Raw genomic sequence first — 21,072 nt, 5'->3', positions numbered from 1 at the left:
GCAGGAATATCAATTATTTCAATTTATGAATCCAGTAAACACCCTCTTTCCCTTCAGGTATCTTCAAAACATACAACCCACTGATTTTAAAAGATTTATTCAAAACTTCCACCGTACCAGAAGAGGGATCTATGTATTTCAAACTGTATTTTCCATCATCAACAAAGACAGAAATCTCTCCTGGAGATTGAGAATAAACGATAGCACCCGTATCAGATTTTACCAGTTTTTTATAAGTATCCGTATCAGTTTTTTCCACTTTCATCTTAGCAACATCGGATAAAAAGGTCTCATCATGTACAAAAATTGACGGACATGACCCTCCGGCCATCAACACAGCCCAAGCCATAGCCGGATAATTCTGAGCATAATAAGTAACAGCTTTATCAGGATATTTGGTACGGTATTCCTCTACTGCTTTATAAGCTTCGGAAAAAGTTATTTTTCCTGCTTTCATCTTACGCATATGCTGACGGGGAGCCATGTTTTTACCACCGCCCGGAGCATAAATACCATCAGTTTTATAATGCCAGTAACGTATATCGATAATATCGACTACAGAGGCTCGTTTCGCATCAGTTAATATAGCATCCTGCACGTCTTTAGTAGTACTTAATGCAACTAAGGCATGCTTTCCCGTTTCCTTTTCCCATGCTGCTATTTCATCCAACCAAAACTGAACAAAATGAAGAGGTCCGGTAAACTCCGCACTAATCAATTGTACCACATTGCTGCAATCTGCAAAATTATCCAAGCATTTACGTATATACTGCCGATGCAATTCCCTTCTCACCGGATGATTTATATCATAAAACATCTCTGCCATAAAAATACGTTTGTCACCGGCAAAAGGTACGGGTTCCGGAAAATCAGTACGGTTAATATTGTTCGCAGTGCGCCATGGACAATCCACCCAATGTGCACCTGCCTCTAAAATATTGTGTTGGAAATAGTTTTCATGAAACAACAGCAGGCCTTCTTGTTCCGCTTTACCTGCAAACTCTTTCAAGCGCGCCCAATACCAAGCATTAGGTTGAGTTAAATCGTACTTACTCAATCCTTCCCAAGCTGTTCCCTGTCCACTGCGTTTGAACGGTTGCTCATAAAAGGGTCCCCAAACATCGCCGTTCAAGCGTCGAACACGTTCATGGTCGTCCCGACGCCGGTCATACCACAAACCATAATTATGATCAATCACCAGATAATTATTCACTTTCATATAGTTGATGACCGAATCAATACGATCAGTCACCCCTAAACCTTCACGTCCGGGAACAAAGCGAGTTATGTGTGGAAGAGATTTTGCTAAATAGCTGGTTCTGAGTTTTCCACTCCACCAAGGAACATCCAGTTTTTTGCCCACAAGTAATTCCCCCCCCATAACTAAACGGCCGTCAATAATCGATACCCGCTTTAATTCACGATTCAAGATATTATTTTTCTCCTCCGGATCAGTTATTTTTAATCCATCTATATTTTTTACCTGTACCACAGATATTAACTGTTCATCTACAGAAGCTTGTTCGATCCAATGCCTTAATGTCAATTTAGGAATGAAAGCCTTTTGTGCCAACTCCATAGCCAATTCTACAGTCGGGCTACTGGTCGCCTCCAATTCTTTAGGAAGGATTCTGGCACGAAGGGAACAATCTTTATTTAAACGTTCGTTTAACTGTGCATAAAAAAGGCTTCGGGGTTCTATATGATTGTTTGATTCAGCCCATTCACCGTCACCGGAAAATTGTGCCCAGCACCCATATGCTCTGTTTTTTGCATCTTCAGCAGGAGAAAAACATTCTATCCCGGCAGCTGTACATTGCCAGAACGTACTATTGGCCGTATTCCAACCGGCACCATTTTTATCCTGTCCCAGATTTTTGTACGACAAGTTATGACCGTCAATATTCACTATATCGAATAACAGTCCACATGCCCACGAATCGATAGAACCGCTGAAACCGAAAGACTCATAAGACTCGCATTGCACAAAGGCATTAGGTCCGGCTGCACAATATCCTGCCGAGAAATCATGTATTCCATGCTCAGAATAGCAACGCTGAAATAAGTTCAACTGACCCATTGTTAAAAATGTACATCTACGCATACCTCCTATTTCCGATACAGGTTGAGTAGAAATACAATCTTCCACCGTTATTTTAGACGAAGTAGGTTGCAAGATAACTGCACTACCGGAAAAATGTCTGAAAAAGAGCTTTCTAATCCAACAGTTTTCTGCATTTTCTACAGAAATACCTGTCCAACAATGATCTTCATCCTTCGGATATCTTTTATCATAATCTGAAATTAAGGTCATATTCTCAACTCCAACGTTCTCTATACGGCCTTTCCAAGTATAAGAAACCAACTTTGAATGAGCATATCGACTATCTAATGCCATACTAAGTGGAGAATCTATTTCTATTTTTCCATCAATCACTCCAGTAACCGTTCTATCCCACCAGATGTCGATATCACCCGGTTTCCAACCGAGTGCACTGATCCCACCACCATACTCGGTACAAGCTACCGAAGCGATCCACTCTTTGGTAGAAGGGCGTACAATCAGTACTCTATCATCTTTTTTCAAAAGAGAACACCCGGAATTTACTTCCAACCATCGGTTATTCACTGGTACATAAGCGGACGAAATGTCAATTGTATCTACAAATGTCCGGTCATCGATCCCTTCTATATAAAGTAATGCTCCTCTATCTACCCCTTTTTTCAGTAAAACGGTTTCACGGGAATCCATTCCACGCAAAACGACTCCAGAAGTATGTAAATACAAATCATTCTCTAAAACAAACGTTCCCTTATCCAGTAATACAGCTCCTCTAAAACCTTCGACATCCGGCTTCAATGAAGATGCATAATCAATGGCCTTTTGGATTCGCAAAGAATTATCTCCCTCTTTCCAAGGAACAAAAACAACATTTTTCACTACAGGAATGTCTTGCCCGGAACTTTTATATCCGCAATAAGAGTAATCCAAAACTCTGTTCCCTCGCTCATCTATCAAATAATTAACTTTTCCATCTTTGATTTGCAAAGATGGATGTTGCGCAACTAACGATCCAAAGCAAATAAAGCCCAGCATCGTCAGGAATATTCTCTTGAAATTCTTCATTGGTTATAATTTGGTTTATACCCAAAAGACGATTAACAAAAGGGTTTGTACTTAACCGGTTGCACTTTTACGCACTTCATTTATATATTCACGAGGAGTCTGGTTGTATTTCTTACGGAAACATTTACTGTAATAACCCGAGTCCTTAAATCCTACCGCAAATGCGATCTCCGAAATGCTCATATTCGTATTCTTTATCAATTCAACCGATTTATTCAGACGAATCTCCTTTACCAAATCTACAGGTGCCAGTCCGATCAAACTTTTCAATTTCTTAAAGAATGCAGAACGACTTAAACCGATGGTTGTAGCAATCGCATCAATATTAAAATCACTATTATCCAGATTCTCTTCAATTATCTGATGAATCTTCTCTAAAAATTGCACATCCTTCTTTACCAGATATTGTTCATACCCACTTTCTTCCGCCTCAGTTGCGGTGTCATTCATCTGTTTCCAAAGACGTTCTTGAAACATTTGGCGATCATTCAGCAACTGTTCAATACGAGCAATCAAATACTCTTTGCTAAACGGTTTCGTTATATAAGCATTTGCCCCCAAGCTGATTGCTTTGGTTTTAGCTTCATCAGAACTTTTGGCAGTCAACATAATAACTGGGATATGACTAATCTGAAAATCCTTTCGTATACATGTCAACATTTCCATTCCGTCCATTTCCGGCATCATCTGATCAGTCACTACAATATCAGGGTGATATAAATGTACTTTTTTAAGTCCTTCTACTCCATTATGAGCTAAATAGACATTGTATTTATCTTCCAGTTGTAGTTTTATCAGATTTCCCAAATCCTTATTATCTTCCACCAATAATAAGCTGGGCAAAGAATTATCAACCGGTTCTTTCTCTATATTTTCTTCACTAATTGATGGAATATCAGCCCCTTCTACCTCGTCTCCACTATCGGTTCCTCCCAAATAAAAATCAACTTCCAGCTCTTTATAATGTTTCTTCCCTAACAAAAGCTGGATGATAAATGCCGCTCCGGAAGGTTGAAGGTTTTCTGCTTTAATTGTTCCATGATGTAGAGCTATTATTTCTTTTGATAGAGCTAAACCAATACCTGTACCTTGATAATAAGAGGTATGGGCATTTCCTCCTTGTGAGAAACGCTCGAATATCTCGGTCAACTTATTCTGTGGAATACCAATACCGGTATCTTCTACACGGATAAAACAAGAATGCTCACCCTCAGATACACCTGCTGAAATGAATATACTTCCACCAGACGGTGTAAACTTAAAAGCATTGGATATCACATTCCTTAAAACAATTTCCAATTTCTCTTTATCGCCCCATACCAAAATAGGTTCATCGGAAACAGAAAAAGAATAAGCGATCTCATTTTCCTCCGACAAGATCCGAAACTCTTTTTGAAAAGACTCCAGCATCTCATTCAGATTGATTTGAGAAACATGCAAACGCATTTTTCCATTCTGTATCTTTCTAAAGTCCAATATCTGATTTACCAAATTCAGCATTCGATTCGTATTCTTCTCCATTAGATCCACATATTGTATCCCCTTCGGAGTCAGATTTTCTTTCTCCTTCAATTCCTGAATAGGCCCTTTGATAAGAGTTAACGGTGTCCGAAGTTCATGCGAAATATTCGTAAAGAATTTTATCTTTAATTCCGATAATTTCTGTTCAATATAAACGTCATTCTTCATTCGAATCATCAAATAGGAAACCCGTATCACCACGATAAGAAGTGTAATACCTAAAACTGCGTAAATGCAATAAGCCCACCAACTTAACCACCAGGGAGGCAATATGCGTATAGCCAAAGTTGTCTCGTAGATTTGTTCCGGATTAGCTTCATCAACCGTTCTCACACGAAATACATATTTTCCCGGACGTACATTAGTATAGGAAGCGATCCGATTCCTACCATTATAGTGCCACTCCTTTTCATAACCTTCGAGCATGTACTTATAAGATATACGATTCTGATTAATGAAATTGAGAGCAGCAAATTCGATCGTAAACATAGATTGATCATAATTTAAGGTAATAGAATCAGCATATTTGACCGACTTCATCAAAGGGTTGTTTTTGAGATCCCTGATATCCTCATTAGAAACCTTAAAGTCTACTATATAAGTCCGGTTATTACAACTAAAAGTTTCCATTTTATTGGGCGAAAAGATCAAAATACCCTCTTTACATCCCACCCAAAGTTCACCGTTTTCAATTTTCAAAGCACTTCCTTCCTCCATTTGTACACTCAAAAAACCATCATATTTATCAAAGTTTCTAAAGTGTTCTGTCTGACGGTCAAAGCGCGAAAGTCCACTTTCAGTCGCAAACCACAAATTTTGGTCATTGTCTTCTACAATAGACATCACCACGTCATTGTTTAATCCATCCCGAATACCATAAGATTTAAATATAGGAGAGTGTGTTTCTTTATCATATTTCACCAACCGATTTACACCTCCACCAAATACACCCACCCAAATTTGATCGGTAGCATCTTTAAATAGAACATAAATATCATTATCAGCTACATTTGAACTGGCACTGTCCTTCCTATAAGTTTCAAATTCAATTTGTTCGGGATTGTCAAAATTTGAATCGAATGACATCAAGCCATCCATTGTACCTACCCATATGCGTCCCTCATTATCTTCAAGCATATTGCGGACTTCCATATACAAACCATAAGGAGGATACTTTCTCAATCCATTATGTTTATGGATAAATGTCACCCCATCCGCCTCTTCGCGAAGAAGATTCAATCCACCTCCTAACAATCCCACCCATATTCGCCCTTTACTATCCTGAAATGTGCAATACACATCGTTACTACTAATAGAAGACGGATTATTCGTATCACTTTTATAAGATATAAACCGTACTCCGTGAGGAGAATTTATATCAAATTCTGCTTTTATCAACCCGTTACCTTTCGTAGACAACCATAAATTGCCCTTATTATCTTCCATTATATGGTACACGTTTCCTAAAGAAAAAACTTGTTTGAGATGTCCATTACTATCAAGACGATACAGTTCTTGCCAACGGGTACCGACCCATATATCACCGTTACTGGCCTGAAATAGAGCTCTAATCCCCATCAGATCATCAGAAATTGCACGAGATGCTGAAAAAGTACGCAGGTCGAGTAAACGAAACTGTTTTTTCGGAAAATTCATTCGGTATACCCCCAATGTAGTAGAAGCGAGCCAAAGTACCCCATCCTCATCCAATAACTGATTTAAAAACAATTGATTTGGAAAATCATTCGAAAAAGGTTTCATCTGATTCAAACGATGCATTTCGAAAGAATCTCTATCAAAAACCAAAATTTCACCGGAAGGAGTCAAAAAGAAAACACCCTGTTCACCAGCATCCTGTACATTAAAATCGCAAATATTTCCTTCACGGGGAAACGAATAGTTCCGCTTGGACTTATTTAACGGATCATAATAAATCAAAGATTTTTCTCCTATGACAAACCAAACCTTATCATACCTATCGACAAAAGAATGAGTAATTCCCCCTTTCTCTATTCCCAAAGAAAGTTTATTTAATGATTTGTATCCAAGATTGTATTCATAAATTCCTTGTCCGTCAGTGCTTAGATAAACATTCCCTGCTTTTGTGACCAATATGTTTCGTATAGGAGAAGTTATACCAGGTAAAACATACTTATTAACCATCCCCGTCTGAGGATTGATGCAATATATTTCTCCATATTTATTACCTAACCACAACAAATGATCAGCATTGAAAGCACATGTAAAAGCATCTTTATCGGCAGTTAATATCTTTTTAGTGATAAAATCGGCAGGCTTCTCTTTCAATTCCTTTCCTTTATCATAAAATAAAATCTTATAATCCATCCCGATCCAGCTCAGATGCTGTTGGGTTTCACAAAAAAGATCATGCTTCAATCGCATATCATAAACATTGACATCCTGCCGTGAATCATGTAACAATTGAATCCCTATTTTACCATGAATATCGGTACAAGCAAGTAACAAACTTTTATCTTTCGTCAACAATAAGATTCTGCCATCTTCTGTTTTTTGAACTTTAATTACTTGGATGTTTTCCAAATAGTCTTTCATATCATCATACACGGCATGAAATGTTTCTCTCACCTTATCAAACACATACAACTTACGATCTACTGTCTTTATCCATAAATAACCGTTTTTATCTTCAACAATCCGTTGTATCTTTTTAGGAGGAATATCCGAATTTGACTCACCTTTATTGTTGTATGTTTTCACCTTCACCCCGTCAAAGCTGCAAAGGCCATACCAAGTACCGAACCAGATAAAACCATCTTTTCCTTTTACTGTACAATTCACAATATTATTCGGTAACCCCTGGTCCACTGTATAATGTTCTACTATCGCGTTAGGAACAGACCATACAGAGACGCAAATATTCAACCATATGAAGGTAAATAACAATATTTTTTTCATTCTTTGCATAGATTAACGAGGAAAATGGAATTCAAAGATAAAAATCTTTTTTATTAAATCAATCCATATTTCCACATCATTTTTCAGAATTAACACCAAATTCGGTCTGTTGTTTCTCTACTTCCATTAGTAAATGCCGTTTTTCTTCTTCCGTCAAAACTGTTTTCCGGGTATTATTCACAGGATTCACGTTACTCTTAGGAACCATACGTTGCTCTATATAACACGAAGGAAATTCCGGATCTACACTCTCAAATTCTATTTCAGCAGGAGTTGGTGCATGTGTTCCTTCAAACTGTACATGTGCTTTGATTCGAATCTTACCTGCTTTACTTGTTGAGCGTACCAACACAGGAGCTGTTCCGAATTCAACAGTTCGCGGGTTGGCATTTATAGACCTATCTCCTATGATTTCTCCTTCACCTTCTATCGTAAACACGATATTTTCTTTTGCCAAACGCCTCACATTTCCGTTATCATCCGTTACTTCGGCAATAACGACTACAAAATCAGACCCATCGGCCACTAAAGGTACCCCTTGAGAATCAATTCTTAAACGAAGTTTGGTTGAACGCCGGGAAGGCATTTTCTTTTGCGCACAAACTACTTTCCCGTTTATAATGCCTTCGGCCAATATATTTACTTTCTGCCACTTCTTTTGCACATAACTATAATCCCGTGCTTCCCAAAAGTTCCACACATTCTTAAACACAACCGGAGCATTCGGCATATGCCCTTTTGCATGAATTACCGGCAGAGTCCAATTTTTAGTTCCATCATAAACAGAAAGACGAACAGAATCGCAGTTGCTAAATACTACCACATCGGCATCTGAAAACTGCGACATTTCATGTGCTATATATACTACCGGACCACACTCCGCCAAAGGATGATTTAAATCGGGAGCCGTTTGACTACGATACATATGATAAGCATATTTAGGCTGACGGAAAGCATCGAATATACCTCCCCAATAAGGATCAGGGTGATAACCGCGTTGATGATCGAAAGGATGCCACTGTGCTCCACCTATAAACTTTCCGGTGGTACGATACATCTCGTCATAACTCTTGGCCAACGAGAGTGCCTGCACCAACAAGGGGCGTTCTCCCCAGCTACGGCTGGCACGATTGTTGTTATTATGGGCATACCAGTCGTCTACATTCTCTCCGTATTCACGAGTAAATATGCATTGCTCAGGAGAATCCGTTTTCTCATCATCGCCGGGCCATCCATATACCACGTCATAATTTTCCTCTACACCGGCGGAATGTACATCTGCTGCAGCTACCGGACGTCCCGGATAAGGATATTCCTCTTTGGTTATTCGTAAAGCTTCCAACGCAAAATCCAACGGATAACGAGTCTCATTCAGAATAGGCTCCCACATTAATACACAAGCATGATTCCGGTCACGCCGGATCATCTGCCGGGTATTCTCATGTACCAAACGGGCAAACTCCGGTTCCTTATTCCAATATTGCCAACCCGGTGTCGCAACGATAACAAACATTCCCAATTCATCGCATGCATCCATAAACGAAGGGTCTTGCGGATAATGTGCGACACGGATAATCCGGCAACCGGCATCACGCAATTTTTTGGCATCCCGCCATTGACCGGAGTTCGGCAGAGCATTTCCGACATAAGCAAAATCCTGATGCCTATTGGCACCGATCAATTGCCCGAAAGGTTTTCCATTCAGCCAAAAACCTTCTTTCCCTTTAAATTCCGCTTTCCGAATACCGGCACGGGTAATTCCACCGTCCAACGTATTTTTGCCCTCCTTCACTCTCGATTCCACGCGATACAGATAAGGAGAATCGGGTGACCATAAATGCGGCTGACGGACTTCTATCTTTTGGTTGACAGTCTTCGACTGCCCGGCATCGAGATGTACCATAGCAACTACACGCTTTATCAATGTACCCGTTGCATCGACCAACGATGATTCTACCTCCACTTTTCTCTGCCGTTTACCGTTGTTTCGAACTTCGGTATCAATAAGAATATCAGCCTTTTTCTCACTAATGCGACCATAGTGAATAAACACTCCACCACCAGCCACTTTTCCGGCGTCCACTGCATCAGTTATAGATACATCAGATTTAGCAATCATCCACACATCCCGATAAATACCTCCATGATATGAAAAATCCAACGTATACTGACGTTTGCCCGGCGGGTAACTTTTATCATCGCTATTATCCGCCATCACTGCTATTAAGCAAGAATCGCCTGCCTGTATCCCATTCGCAGTCAAATCGATATTGAAAGGAAGATAACCTCCCAAATGTTCTTTTACCAAATGGCCGTTTAAATAGACTTTTTGTTTACCCATCACCGCTTCAAAATGGATAAAAACCTGTTTCCCACGAGTAGCAGCAGGAATTACAAACCATTTCCGATACCAAACAGGGCCTTGATAATTGCGACAACCGCTGGCTTCGGCAGGCATTAGCTCTACTGAGTGTGGAGTAGCAACCACTTCCCAATCCGAATCATCCAATTCTACCGTTTCCGCTCTTTCCATATCTCCTTTATAATAACGCCATCCGGGATTAAAATTATAAATATCTCTTCCGCTGCCGGACAATGGGATAAAGCCAGCTACGGAAACTTGGGGACGATAAACAGTATTCCCCCAGAAACAAGAAGGAATAAGTAATAAAAAAATAGATAGTAAGAAATTCTTTATCATGGCGTTTTAAATTTTATGGGTCATCTAATAATCGTTAAACTTATGGATCATCCAATTGTTAATCTTAGGAACTATTTAATTGTTAATCTTATATAGATCATCTAACCTAACCCTGACTGTTAAACTTATAAATCGTCTAATTATCGACCTTATGGGATGTAAATTCCGGTAATTCAATATCTTTCCGCCGTTCTTCGGGAATTACTGTCAAACCCACTAATTCCCCATCTTTCAGTTCGGCCTCCACGGTTGTATTTCCGGGAGCATGCAGTTTGAAATGTACATTCCATTCTATAGGCCAAGCAGGAAAAAGATGTATTTTCTCTCCAACCGCCTGCAACAGCATTTCCTGTAAGCCGATCATTCCACTTCCTCCCCAGTTATGATCGGGAGCCCAGTCGTATCCGGGGCCCCAGAAAGCGGGAAAGCGAAAAGGACCATCGGCCAGTTTAAGAGCGGATAAACGGACGGCCTCATCGGTTAAACCTAAACAAGCTGCCCAAATATTGTCTTGCTTCCACCCTACATGAGAACGGAAACGAAGTGCATCCGGATCATAGAGATATGTATTACGGGCAATCTCCAAATCCTCCCGTGCCACTCCGTAAATACGCCAAGGAAATACCGGATAGAGTTGGGGAGTTTCCACATTATTGATACGTTCCCAAGTTTTGGCGGGCGAAATCATCTGCTTTCCCTCCAAGGTACGAAAAGGCAATGGAGGAATGATGGAGAGCATTTCAGGCTTCTTACCATACGCCTCAAGTACGGTACGAAGAGCGGCAATCGTGCTTGAGGCGTTGTTTGTCATTTTATAAGTCTCACAGGCCGAACCGGGAAAAAGAATCAAATGTCCCTCTCCATCCAATGCTTTGGCCCCTCTACGAGTGGCCAGATAACGATAATGTTCTTCGAAGAAAGTAAGAGTACTCTCTATCAATGGCAGATAAGCTGTTATATCAACTTTCCGGTAATTCCTTGTTTCCAGAATCATTTGACAGAATTCGAGTACTGTATCCCATTCGTATTCCAGCCAAGCATTATACTCTACCCCCTTATCAAAATAATCAGGACGTTTTGTTCCATACTCCGCCGGATTAGGCAAACCGTAGTTCTCGATCTGTTCGGCAAAACAGGCACCTGCATGTTGCCAATAGATCAAACTCCGAAGTTCTGCATTACGGAGCATCCGGTTATAAAAGTCAAATTGAGAGGTCATCATATCCAGATCTCCGCTCTTTAACATCGGCCAATAAACCAGACGCTGGTTCTGTGCTGTCATCGTTCCGCCTCCCCATTTACGGAAATCGGGAGTAAAAGCCAGAGTGGAATCTACCAGACAAGGGTCGAATGTAAATAACCCGCCATTGAATTTGGTAGGATAATCACCATAGGCATTGCATCCTAACATGTAACGGAAAAGGGTATAGTTACGCGCCCATACGCTTGCCTGTACTTCATCTGAACGGATAAAGCTACGCTGCCAGAACTCCTGCCACCAAAGACGTGTCCGCTTCTTATCCTTCGTAATGTCTACGGCAGCAAGCGTCCGCTTTGCATTTTGCAACCATTTTTCCAAATCAGTAGTTTGCTCCGTATGCAAAGCAATGTGTACCTTTTGATGTTTCATCGGCTTTATTGTCCGAAAAAGCCAGGCACGATAATCCGTCCCGGCATACACCCCATCGATAGTTCCGGCATAAGTATAGCCTTCGGCTCGGAGGACACCACCGGAAACAAGATTACTCAAAGGGTTCATCAGCAAAGTCTTCACGCCATCCAAACCTTGCTGCGACACGGTATAGTCAAAGACGGTCTTTGATGGATTCTGATGAAAAAAGACAAGGTGATTACTGGTTACAGAGATGGAATCGGCTGTCGTTACCTGACCTTTCGGAGTGGTCCATTTATAGGAGTTCTGTTGCCCTTCTCCTTTACGGATCACCCGGTCCCGATGACGCCAATTCTCATAATACAGTTCAGCTTGGCAGGCTATGCTACTATTTATTTCCAGATGAATTACCGGATGATATACATCTGCCCAGAGTTGTATCACAGTCTTGCCGGCGGCGATCTCTACATAACCGTCTTCCAGTTTGAGCTCTTGCCGGAAATTTTCTACGTTTAAGAAAGGATTGGGTGATAAGCGCAGGCGGATACGCCCTTGTTTCAACAAGCAATTATGCTCGTCGAAAGTACCACTCCGACTGATATAAAACAAGACATCTCCCTCCTCTACCCACACATTCATACCAATGTCCCCACCTCCACAAGGCATGGAAGCGGATGAGTCGGTACTGGGTGTTCTCCAAATGAGACCGGCATGCCCACTCACCTGAACGGACATGCCAATCATCCAACCAAACACAATCAAAAAAAATCTCTTCATAGGTTACCAGTTATCCGACCGAAAAGAAGATAAAGGTAATCCTCCGCAAAACAAGTCTCCTTCTACATAATTATCGAAGGCATAACGTACAGCCACAGGATGAGGAACCTTCTCACTTCTCACATACATTTTACTGCGGACGATCCATGCTTTTGCCGGATGGAAAATCCGATCTTCACCGGCTACGGAAAACAGTTTCGATTCGAAGCACTCCTTTCCGGATATCCACATATCCGCCCGTCCAAAACTGACAATCACCGTATCTCCCTGTATCTCCATTGATTTATAATAAGGGCTTTCGCCATTGACACCTTCGATGCCGTAGGTCTTAGTTAATGCTAATAAGCCCAAACGTTCGCCGGCCAGTCTTTTTTTGGCAGGATGAATACCTTTCTCCATACCGGCATCGAGCAGAACGGCCATGCCGGTGTGAGGAACGCGATGCTCTACCTGTGACTGCGCTTCGCGGATGAGTGCCGACTGTACCGGTTCCTGTCCGGGTGCGGTGATCAAGGCATAATCGTAAGGAGCAATCTGGCAATAATAAAAAGGAAAATCTCCCTGTTGCCACGCAGCACGCCAGCCATTGATCAGAGTGGTAAACATATCGGCATAGGAATGGGGACGATTCGTATTGTCTTCTCCCTGATACCAGATGACACCACGCATAGTGATACCGATGAGCGGATGCAACATACCATTGTAAAGGGTGGTAGGTGTACGGTTTGGAGAGGTAATATCGGCATCAGTACGGGGAATCCTAACTTCGGGGAAGGCACGCAACATCTCCTCCGTCATCCATGCTTCGGCAGCCGATCCTCCCCACGCAGTAACGATAAGCCCCACAGGGACATCCAAAAGTTCATTCAACAGCCGCCCGAAATAATAGGCAGTCGCGCTAAATTCACGCACAGTAGTAGGCATAGCTTCGTTCCACGTACCGGTAACATCATACTGCGGAAGCAGGGTAGAGTGCCGTTTCACTGTAAATAATCTCAAAGAAGGGTTGGTACTACGCAAAATATCCATATCAGCCCCTTCGATGGGTTGATTTTTATATCCCTTCATCGGCATTTCCATATTGCTCTGTCCGCTACATATCCATAGTTCTCCTATCAAAATATTATTCAGCACAGTTAATTCTCCATCAGAGAATGTCAAAGAATAAGGTCCACCTGCCGGCGGGGTAGTCACTGACATATTCCACTTTCCCTGAGTATCAGCAGTGGCACGGTATGTCTTTCCGTCCCAACCGGTAGTCAATGTAACAGTTTTTCTTGGGGTAGCTGTTCCCCAGAGATTGGCGGTGGCTTGTTGTTGCATGACCATACCATCGGAGAAAAAAGCCGGTAATTGCACTTTTGCTTGTGTAAAGGCTCCGCAAAGGCCCATAAGGGCAAGACTAATTGTTGTTATTCTTCTTTTCATGTCTAAAAGCCTCTCCCCGACCCTCTCCGGAGGAGAGGGAGAAGAGAGATACTATGGTTATTAATCAATTACAAAATAAACTTTGCCCCCTCTCCCACGGAGAGGGCTGGGGAGAGACCGGTTAGGGAGAGACTGAAAGCCTCATTTCCAAAGGTCCGAATAAGCCGGCCGGTACAAGTTCTGTTCCGTCCAGACGATACCGTGCATTGGTCCATATACCGTTAAAAGGGGGTTCTCCACGATCCATACCTCTAATGGCATTGGCCCAAGTGTTGATGATTTCTATCTCCAGCGTATTTTTGCCTTTCCGCAAAGCGGCAGTCACCTCTACCTGATAAGGAGCAGTCCATGCAGTACCACATTCCACTCCATTGACTTTTATTACAGCTATGTTCTCAACCCGTCCTAAACGAAGATACGCCACCGGCATCTTTCTGTCATCTGTCCAATTGAAGGTATTCGTATAAACAGCCCTACCCGAATAATAACGGATGGAGTGATCCTGCTCATCGGTCCAATCAAAAAGCGTATCCCGACGGATCGTTTTATTCAAACCGGCAAAATAGACAGACCAAGGCTTTTTAAAGCGAAGCGGCAGGATATCTGTCTCTTCCGATAACTCAGATGATAACTCCGATGACAGTTCGGTTGATGCCTCTTTCGATAAGTCTGTTGGCAATTCCGGTACAATAGTTTCGTTCTTCTGATCCGCCTTGAAATAACAGACTATAAATACAGACTCACCGGCTGCCAAAGTAAGTTCAACGGATGTACGCCCGTCCTTACATTTCCAGGAGCGTGCTTTATACATCTCACCCGACACCGGATTCCAACATTCAGGTTGCACTTCTTTTATTCCTCTCAAAGATGCTGTAAAATGACGTTCTTCCCCCCGTTGGTTAGACAGGAAATAAATCTCGGCTTCGGGGCCTTTGCGATGCGTCCAAGCTATATCTTCGGGTACGATGACATCGCGTTCCAGCCCATAAGCGGCAAAATCCTCGAAGCGGTAAGGCAATTCGGGAATTATTATACCGGCCTTCCGCCACTCGTCGACTTTGGCCTGAACCTCTGTAGATAAAGGCAACCCGTCCGGATCCATCGGACGCGGCAACGGCAGGACTAATACTTTATAAGAAGCGCCACCGGGCAGGCAAATCCGACCCTTATCAACCGAAGCCAAACACAGCAGAGCATCTTTATTGAAAGAATCATAGGCATAGCCACGCAATGGATTGACCCAATTTTCGGGATCGGCCATATTGGCGGAATGGGTAACGCCGACGATAGTACGAAGCGGTTGACCGATATTAGCGAGCCTGTTTTTTTCGCTCTCTACCCGCCGACTTCCGAAAAGCCCCGGCAGAGAAGGTACCAGACGTTCGGGTAGAACGGCACGACGCGGTATCTCTTCACCCGTAAACACAGCGATGTCTACCACCGGATGCCCATATTGCAACAGGGCCTGGCAACGCCGGGTATAATCGACAAAGGCTTTCGCCCCCTTTTCCCACCAAGTCTGATCGCGCTGGAAGAAAAATCCGATACCATCCAAAGTCATTCCGGGACGACGATCGAGCCACGGATTGTGCACATATACGTGAAAAAACAGGCGGTTGATACCTAATGCATAATTACGGTCGAGCAAGGGTTTCAGAAGGGCCGGATGCTCGTTCCATGTGCCCCTCACTTGGGTAAATCCTTCAGCCTGGATAATGTTCTTGCCATAGACATGCGCTCCACTGATGGCATCGAGCATGTCATTCGGTTTGTCGTGGGTAGGGCTATTGAACCAAAACTCCCCCATCGGGTAATCGACTTTCTGATAGTGTAGCATCCCGTCACTAACCATTGTGGGAGCCACACACTCGGCAGAAAAGCGACAATCATATTCCCGGGCACAAGTAGCCAATGTTTCATAGAAAACATCTTTTACCAGTTCGGCTATGGTTATACGTACGTCACGCAGAACGCGTTCACTCTCTTCCGCACTTTCCAACGGTATACCGGCAAACAGAGGAAGCCAATCAGACAGGCGATATCCGCGACGCTTCTGAAATTCATCGGGAAAGGAGACGCTCCAGTTCTGGCTTCCGCATTCCCAACTATCGACATGCATGTATTTTAATACCTTACGGGCCAATTCATCTCCAACTTCGGTGAAAGTACGCCCAAACCAATGGTCGAATTGCTTCTTCACTGCCTGCGGATTGAATTTATCGCATTCCAACCCACGGGCGGCTCCACCGGTAGCATTGGTATGCCCGGTGGAAGTGTGTCCCATCCGAAGCAGCTTCCACCGTCCGGCAGGCAAAGTAGTGGCGGTGAGGACTCCAGAGTTCATGTATCCAGTCAAGTCGATGATATCCTGCCGGTGCAGACAATCCTTTTGGGGCAGTTCGGTTTCAGTGGTAGCGGATGCAACCCGCCATACCAAGCCCGCCTTTCCTTCCCACTGGTTAAGACGCGGCCCGTCGTGCAGGCGTAATTCTTTGATTTTGAGATTCGGTTTCCATTTGGCGGCATCCATGTCTTCGCTGCCCGGTTCGGTCCCCTCCGGACTCCAAGTAAAGCGAAAATATCGTGCCGTCACAGGAGGAAGGGCATGAGTCGAGTTTTCATCAGTGTTCTGCCATCCCTGGCGGGCGGGCGTGAGTTGCTTTACGAACCGGAAATCAGTCCCGTTGTCACTGACAAACAGCTTTAACCGGTGGGCTTGATAATTATTGCCGGTAAGCACCACTTCTATATTGCGACAAGTAAACGGCTGTGAATATTCATATTGTATCCATGCCGTATCGGGATGAAGCGGCATCCATGCGGCAACGTCCGAAGCATTGGCACGGAAAAAACCGTCCGCCGTGTTTATCAGAGGGCTGGTAGTGATATTTGGAATATCAGGTTCCGATTTTCCAACCGGTAAGGCCAGTAAGGCAATGTCCTGATAATAATCCTGGTAAGCCTCAGGACGAGGTAATTGTAAACTCCTAATCTGCCCTCCGGAAACAATGGTGTCGCTCCATACCACCTTTTGCATCGACTCTTGCGGAGTGATCCAAGGGCCTCCGGCAAGTGCAAAACCATCGCAAATATGCATACCGAGTTTTAATCCTAACCGATCGGCTTCCTGCATACTGAAACGCAGCATTTCCCACCACTGTGGGGAGAGTTGCCGTACAGTCCCATTAAATTCTTTTCCCTGTTCCGTATCCTTGATCGGCATGAGATAGGCGCCTCCCAATCCGACCTGCTTCATTGCTTCCAGATCGGCCGTGATGCCTTCTCGAGACACGGCACCATACATCCAGTACCAGAAACACCAGGAATCAGCATCTTCCGGCGGAGAGAGAAAGCGGTTACGTAAGGTAGCATCCGACTGTGCTACCGTCCATTGAGGAAACTGCAAAAACAAGAAAAGCAGTAATAAAAAGCTTTTACTATAATATTTCATAGGGTAATGAGTCTGTTCTTTGAAAGAAAGACGCACGGATCTGCTTTTTGTACTCAGTCTTCCAAAATACTCATCTTTCCCACATATGATCCCTTATTCCCATCAAATTTATCCCCTTCCACTATCTTCACCTTTTTGCTCAAATGCCCTGTTCATCAGCGATACGAGGAGAAGGGCCTTACCGGTTCCTTAAGCACGGTGCTTATCGTCCGTAAGCAGGGTGCTCATCCACCGTGAGCACGGTGCTGACAAGTGGTATGCACGGTACCCGGAAACCGTATGTACGGTGCATAAAGAACAGGAAAGTACCTTTTCGCAAAGAGGGTAAATGTATCAAAACTCTCATAAACTAAAAATCACTCTCGCTACAGGCAGTTGTAACGAGGGTGATTTCGATAAAAGGGGAGTTTTGACATCCCCTTTGAAATTAGCATAGCAAACTTGTAAAACTCCAATAAGATTATTCAAAGCAGAGAATGATACTTCCTTTCTGCTCCCCATCCACCCATTTCGGTTGTGATGACGGACCGACAAGATCAGTCGTATTCACCTTATTGCGTACGGGAGGAATCACTTTCATCACACTGATACCGGTGCCCGGCAACGTATAGAGTAAGGCATCGCGTCCGTCACGAGGTTGATAAACCCCGATATAACTATCAGGCGTACGATTCCAGATACGTATTACCCCTTCCTGCGTATGCAAACTCATCCATTGCACATGAGCGAAATACCCCTTGAATTCCGGATAAACAAAACTCTCTCCGGGGACAGGATCGTTGTACTCATTCTCCCAAACACCCAATTGCGGGCCATGCAAGCGGTTCTGCCACACACGATACGGGCCGTCGCCCACCCAACGTTTACTTAAAACCAGCTCTTCGGGATAATCGAACATGACTCCCATCAAATCGACCACACCACTGAAATTGTAATGGAAATCAAGAGAAACCCTGCCGTCCGGTGTTATTACCCAGACTGCTTTATCGAAATTTCCCAACCGATAGCCGGCAGTTACCGTAATCTTTCCGTCCGCTTCCTCGACATCAAATCCGCAGAACCGGCCGGTATCCTCGAAAGTGGAATAAGTTGTCTTTTTCTTTTCTGCATCCGGATCGTCATGGTTATAGAACTGATCCAATGAACGGTCGGCACGCCGGGCAGCTATGAAACGCGGCCCATTCCTCAAATGAATCGTACGTTCACCTATCCGGACATACTTCAACCGTCCGTCACGCTTACTGAAAACAAATACCTTGCCGCCTGCATGGATCATCAAATCGTCCACCGTTTCTTCTCTTGACGGAACTGCCCCCATTGCCGGCACCGGGCAAGGAACCTCTTCCAATCGATAACTATAAGTAAACAGTTCACGCCCAAAAGTATCCGTAATCGTAAGCATCAATGCATTTGCTCCACGTACGGCAGCAGGAATACGGACCTCACCCGTTTCATGAGCAGGAATATCACCACCACGGACTTCTCCTTGTTCAAGAACCTTCATCTCCATTCCTGTATCTTCGGCAGTGGGCAACTGGACGTAACGGTAAGCAAACCGGCAACTGTTCAGATTCAGAAAATCATAGCGGTTTTCTACTTGCAGCTTGCCATCAAAAGTAGCATCGATGTGTCGATTCATCACCTGTACAGGACACCACACTTGCCGGACGGTGTAATAACTCCCCTCCTTCTCGTGATGCGGGCCTACGATGCCATCAGCACCAAAGTTTCCCACGTTGTCGATAAAACCGTTCTTATCCGTCCGTTTCACTCCTTCATCGGCTAAAACCCAGATAAAACCACCTACACAACGCGGATGTTTCCGCATCATCTCCCAATAATCATACAGTCCGGCGCCTGCACCACCGTCATACAAGCCGTGAAGGAACTCGGTAGGCATAAAAAGTTCGGGCAGGCGCATATAATTCTGGCTCTCACCGTAAGAACGGTAATGCATCGTTTCGTATCCTCCGAAATTACCTTGCGGATGCAATACCGGCCGCCGTTGCGGGTCATATTTATGAAACTCTCCGTCCAACTCCGTATTCCATCCTTTTTCATTGCCGTTGCTCCACCAGATAACAGAAGGATGATTCACATCGCGAATCACCATTTCACGCACCAACTTCTGCCCTACCACCGTTTCGTGCTTGCCGTGCCAACCGGATAACTCATTCATCACATACAGCCCCAAACTGTCACACGCCTCCAAGAATTCCGGATCGGCCGGATAATGACTCAACCGCACGGCATTCATATTCATGCTTTTTATTAACAGTACATCTTCTATGTTTTTTACCTTGCTCAAGGTACGTCCGCTTTCGGGACGAAAACTATGGCGGTTGACACCACGGATATTTACCCGCACTCCATTAATATACAACCCGTCACTTTCACGGGTTTCGATAGTGCGGAAACCAAACTTTTGCACCTCTTCATGAAGCACTTCACCCCCTCTGCCCGACAAGATGAAACGTGCAGTATACAGATTAGGGGTCTCGGCAGTCCAGAGATCGGGAGAGTCGGCATGCAGGCGGACAATTGCATAATCGCTTCCTGTACGTACGGAAGAAGTGGCTTCTGCTATTTTCTTCCCATGGCGATCGGTGATCACCGTCTTTATCCGGGCACCTTCCAATGTCTTGTTCAGATAACATCCGGCTGTAAAACTGCCGTCAGCCTGTGCATCAATGGCTACCCTACTGATATTCTGTGCGGGCTTGGCCACGATGAAAACCGGACGGTACAGACCACCGAAATTCCAGTAGTCGGCACGACGTTCCGCTAAATTCACTCCGGCGTTACTACTCTCTTTACTTACTGTCACCTCCAGAAGATTTTTCGTATCACCGAAGAAAATCCGGTCGCTCACATCATAAGTAAAACGATAGAAACCTCCCTGATGTATCTCGCCTGCTTTGCGACCGTTAATTTTGACTTCCGTATCCGTCATAGAAGCCTCAAACACCAGTTCGATTTGTTTCCCATTCCAAGCAGCAGGCAGATAAAACTCGTACTTATACATCCCTTTTTCATCGGCAATCCCTTCCGGAAATGCCTTGCCATAAAAGCGCATCCCATATTGGTAAGTACCGAAACCCTGCAACTCCCAGCAAGAAGGCACACCTATCTTCGTCCATCGACCGGAATTATTACCTCCGGTACAATAGAAATCCCATTCTACCATATCATCACACCCTTTTCCCGACAAATACCGGCGTTCCGTATTCACTGAGGACTGGGCATGTGCGCCTATCGAGATCAGTGTAAATGCACAAATGAATGTTGACAGGCCTCTCCCCAGACGGCCTCTCCCCAACCCTCTCCGTGGGAGAGGGGGCAAAGTTAGTTTTGAATCTGTTTTAGACAGAAGAACAAAAGAGCATATTTCTTGCATAACCTTTATTGGCATGGGCAGCTTATTGGCTCTTTTGTCCTTTTGTTCTTCTGTTCTTCTGCCCTTTTGTTCTTCTGTCTTTCTGTCCTTCTGTCTGAAAAATAATAATTTATTCATGTCT

At 43.8% G+C, this 21,072-nt stretch carries 7 protein-coding genes; all 7 read right to left on the bottom strand.

Going from position 1 to position 21,072, the window contains the following annotated elements:
- Positions 1–13: 13 nt before the first annotated feature.
- Positions 14–3,127: a DUF6298 domain-containing protein gene (locus RB604_RS08410; RefSeq protein WP_055293542.1), complete on the bottom strand. Its 3,114-nt coding sequence runs from the start codon at positions 3,125–3,127 to the stop codon at positions 14–16.
- A 51-nt stretch (positions 3,128–3,178) separates the two neighbouring features.
- The gene (locus RB604_RS08405) at positions 3,179–7,585 is read right to left on the bottom strand and encodes a hybrid sensor histidine kinase/response regulator transcription factor (RefSeq protein ID WP_021937194.1); all 4,407 of its coding nucleotides are present in this window, start codon (positions 7,583–7,585) and stop codon (positions 3,179–3,181) included.
- Positions 7,586–7,661: 76 nt separating this feature from the next.
- Positions 7,662–10,286: a glycoside hydrolase family 2 protein gene (locus RB604_RS08400; protein ID WP_055293540.1), complete on the bottom strand. Its 2,625-nt coding sequence runs from the start codon at positions 10,284–10,286 to the stop codon at positions 7,662–7,664.
- 136 nt (positions 10,287–10,422) lie between these two features.
- On the bottom strand, positions 10,423–12,675 hold the full coding sequence (locus tag RB604_RS08395) for a DUF5703 domain-containing protein (protein WP_055293538.1): 2,253 nt from the start codon (positions 12,673–12,675) through the stop codon (positions 10,423–10,425).
- A gap of 3 nt (positions 12,676–12,678) precedes the next feature.
- Positions 12,679–14,067, bottom strand: coding sequence for a sialate O-acetylesterase (locus RB604_RS08390; RefSeq protein ID WP_055293536.1), 1,389 nt, complete (start codon positions 14,065–14,067; stop codon positions 12,679–12,681).
- A gap of 157 nt (positions 14,068–14,224) precedes the next feature.
- Entirely contained in the window at positions 14,225–17,554 is a 3,330-nt protein-coding gene (locus RB604_RS08385; RefSeq protein ID WP_055293657.1) for a glycosyl hydrolase, read from the bottom strand.
- Positions 17,555–18,014: 460 nt separating this feature from the next.
- Positions 18,015–20,951 carry a glycoside hydrolase family 2 protein gene (locus RB604_RS08380; RefSeq protein WP_055293655.1) on the bottom strand — a complete coding sequence of 979 codons (2,937 nt, stop codon included), beginning with the start codon at positions 20,949–20,951 and terminating at the stop codon, positions 18,015–18,017.
- Between the last annotated feature and the right edge of the window lie 121 nt (positions 20,952–21,072).

This window comes from Bacteroides salyersiae, from assembly GCF_031172035.1.
Classification (GTDB): domain Bacteria; phylum Bacteroidota; class Bacteroidia; order Bacteroidales; family Bacteroidaceae; genus Bacteroides; species Bacteroides salyersiae.
This window is presented reverse-complemented; position numbering and strand designations above follow the sequence as displayed.

What these genes read in the sequence shown, in the direction of transcription:
- RB604_RS08410 (WP_055293542.1), bottom strand. Translation starts at nt 3,127, where the DNA reads ATGAAGAATTTCAAGAGAATATTCCTGACGATGCTGGGCTTTATTTGC.
- RB604_RS08405 (WP_021937194.1), bottom strand. Translation starts at nt 7,585, where the DNA reads ATGAAAAAAATATTGTTATTTACCTTCATATGGTTGAATATTTGCGTC.
- RB604_RS08400 (WP_055293540.1), bottom strand. Translation starts at nt 10,286, where the DNA reads ATGATAAAGAATTTCTTACTATCTATTTTTTTATTACTTATTCCTTCT.
- RB604_RS08395 (WP_055293538.1), bottom strand. Translation starts at nt 12,675, where the DNA reads ATGAAGAGATTTTTTTTGATTGTGTTTGGTTGGATGATTGGCATGTCC.
- RB604_RS08390 (WP_055293536.1), bottom strand. Translation starts at nt 14,067, where the DNA reads ATGGGCCTTTGCGGAGCCTTTACACAAGCAAAAGTGCAATTACCGGCT.
- RB604_RS08385 (WP_055293657.1), bottom strand. Translation starts at nt 17,554, where the DNA reads ATGAAATATTATAGTAAAAGCTTTTTATTACTGCTTTTCTTGTTTTTG.
- RB604_RS08380 (WP_055293655.1), bottom strand. Translation starts at nt 20,951, where the DNA reads ATGCAAGAAATATGCTCTTTTGTTCTTCTGTCTAAAACAGATTCAAAA.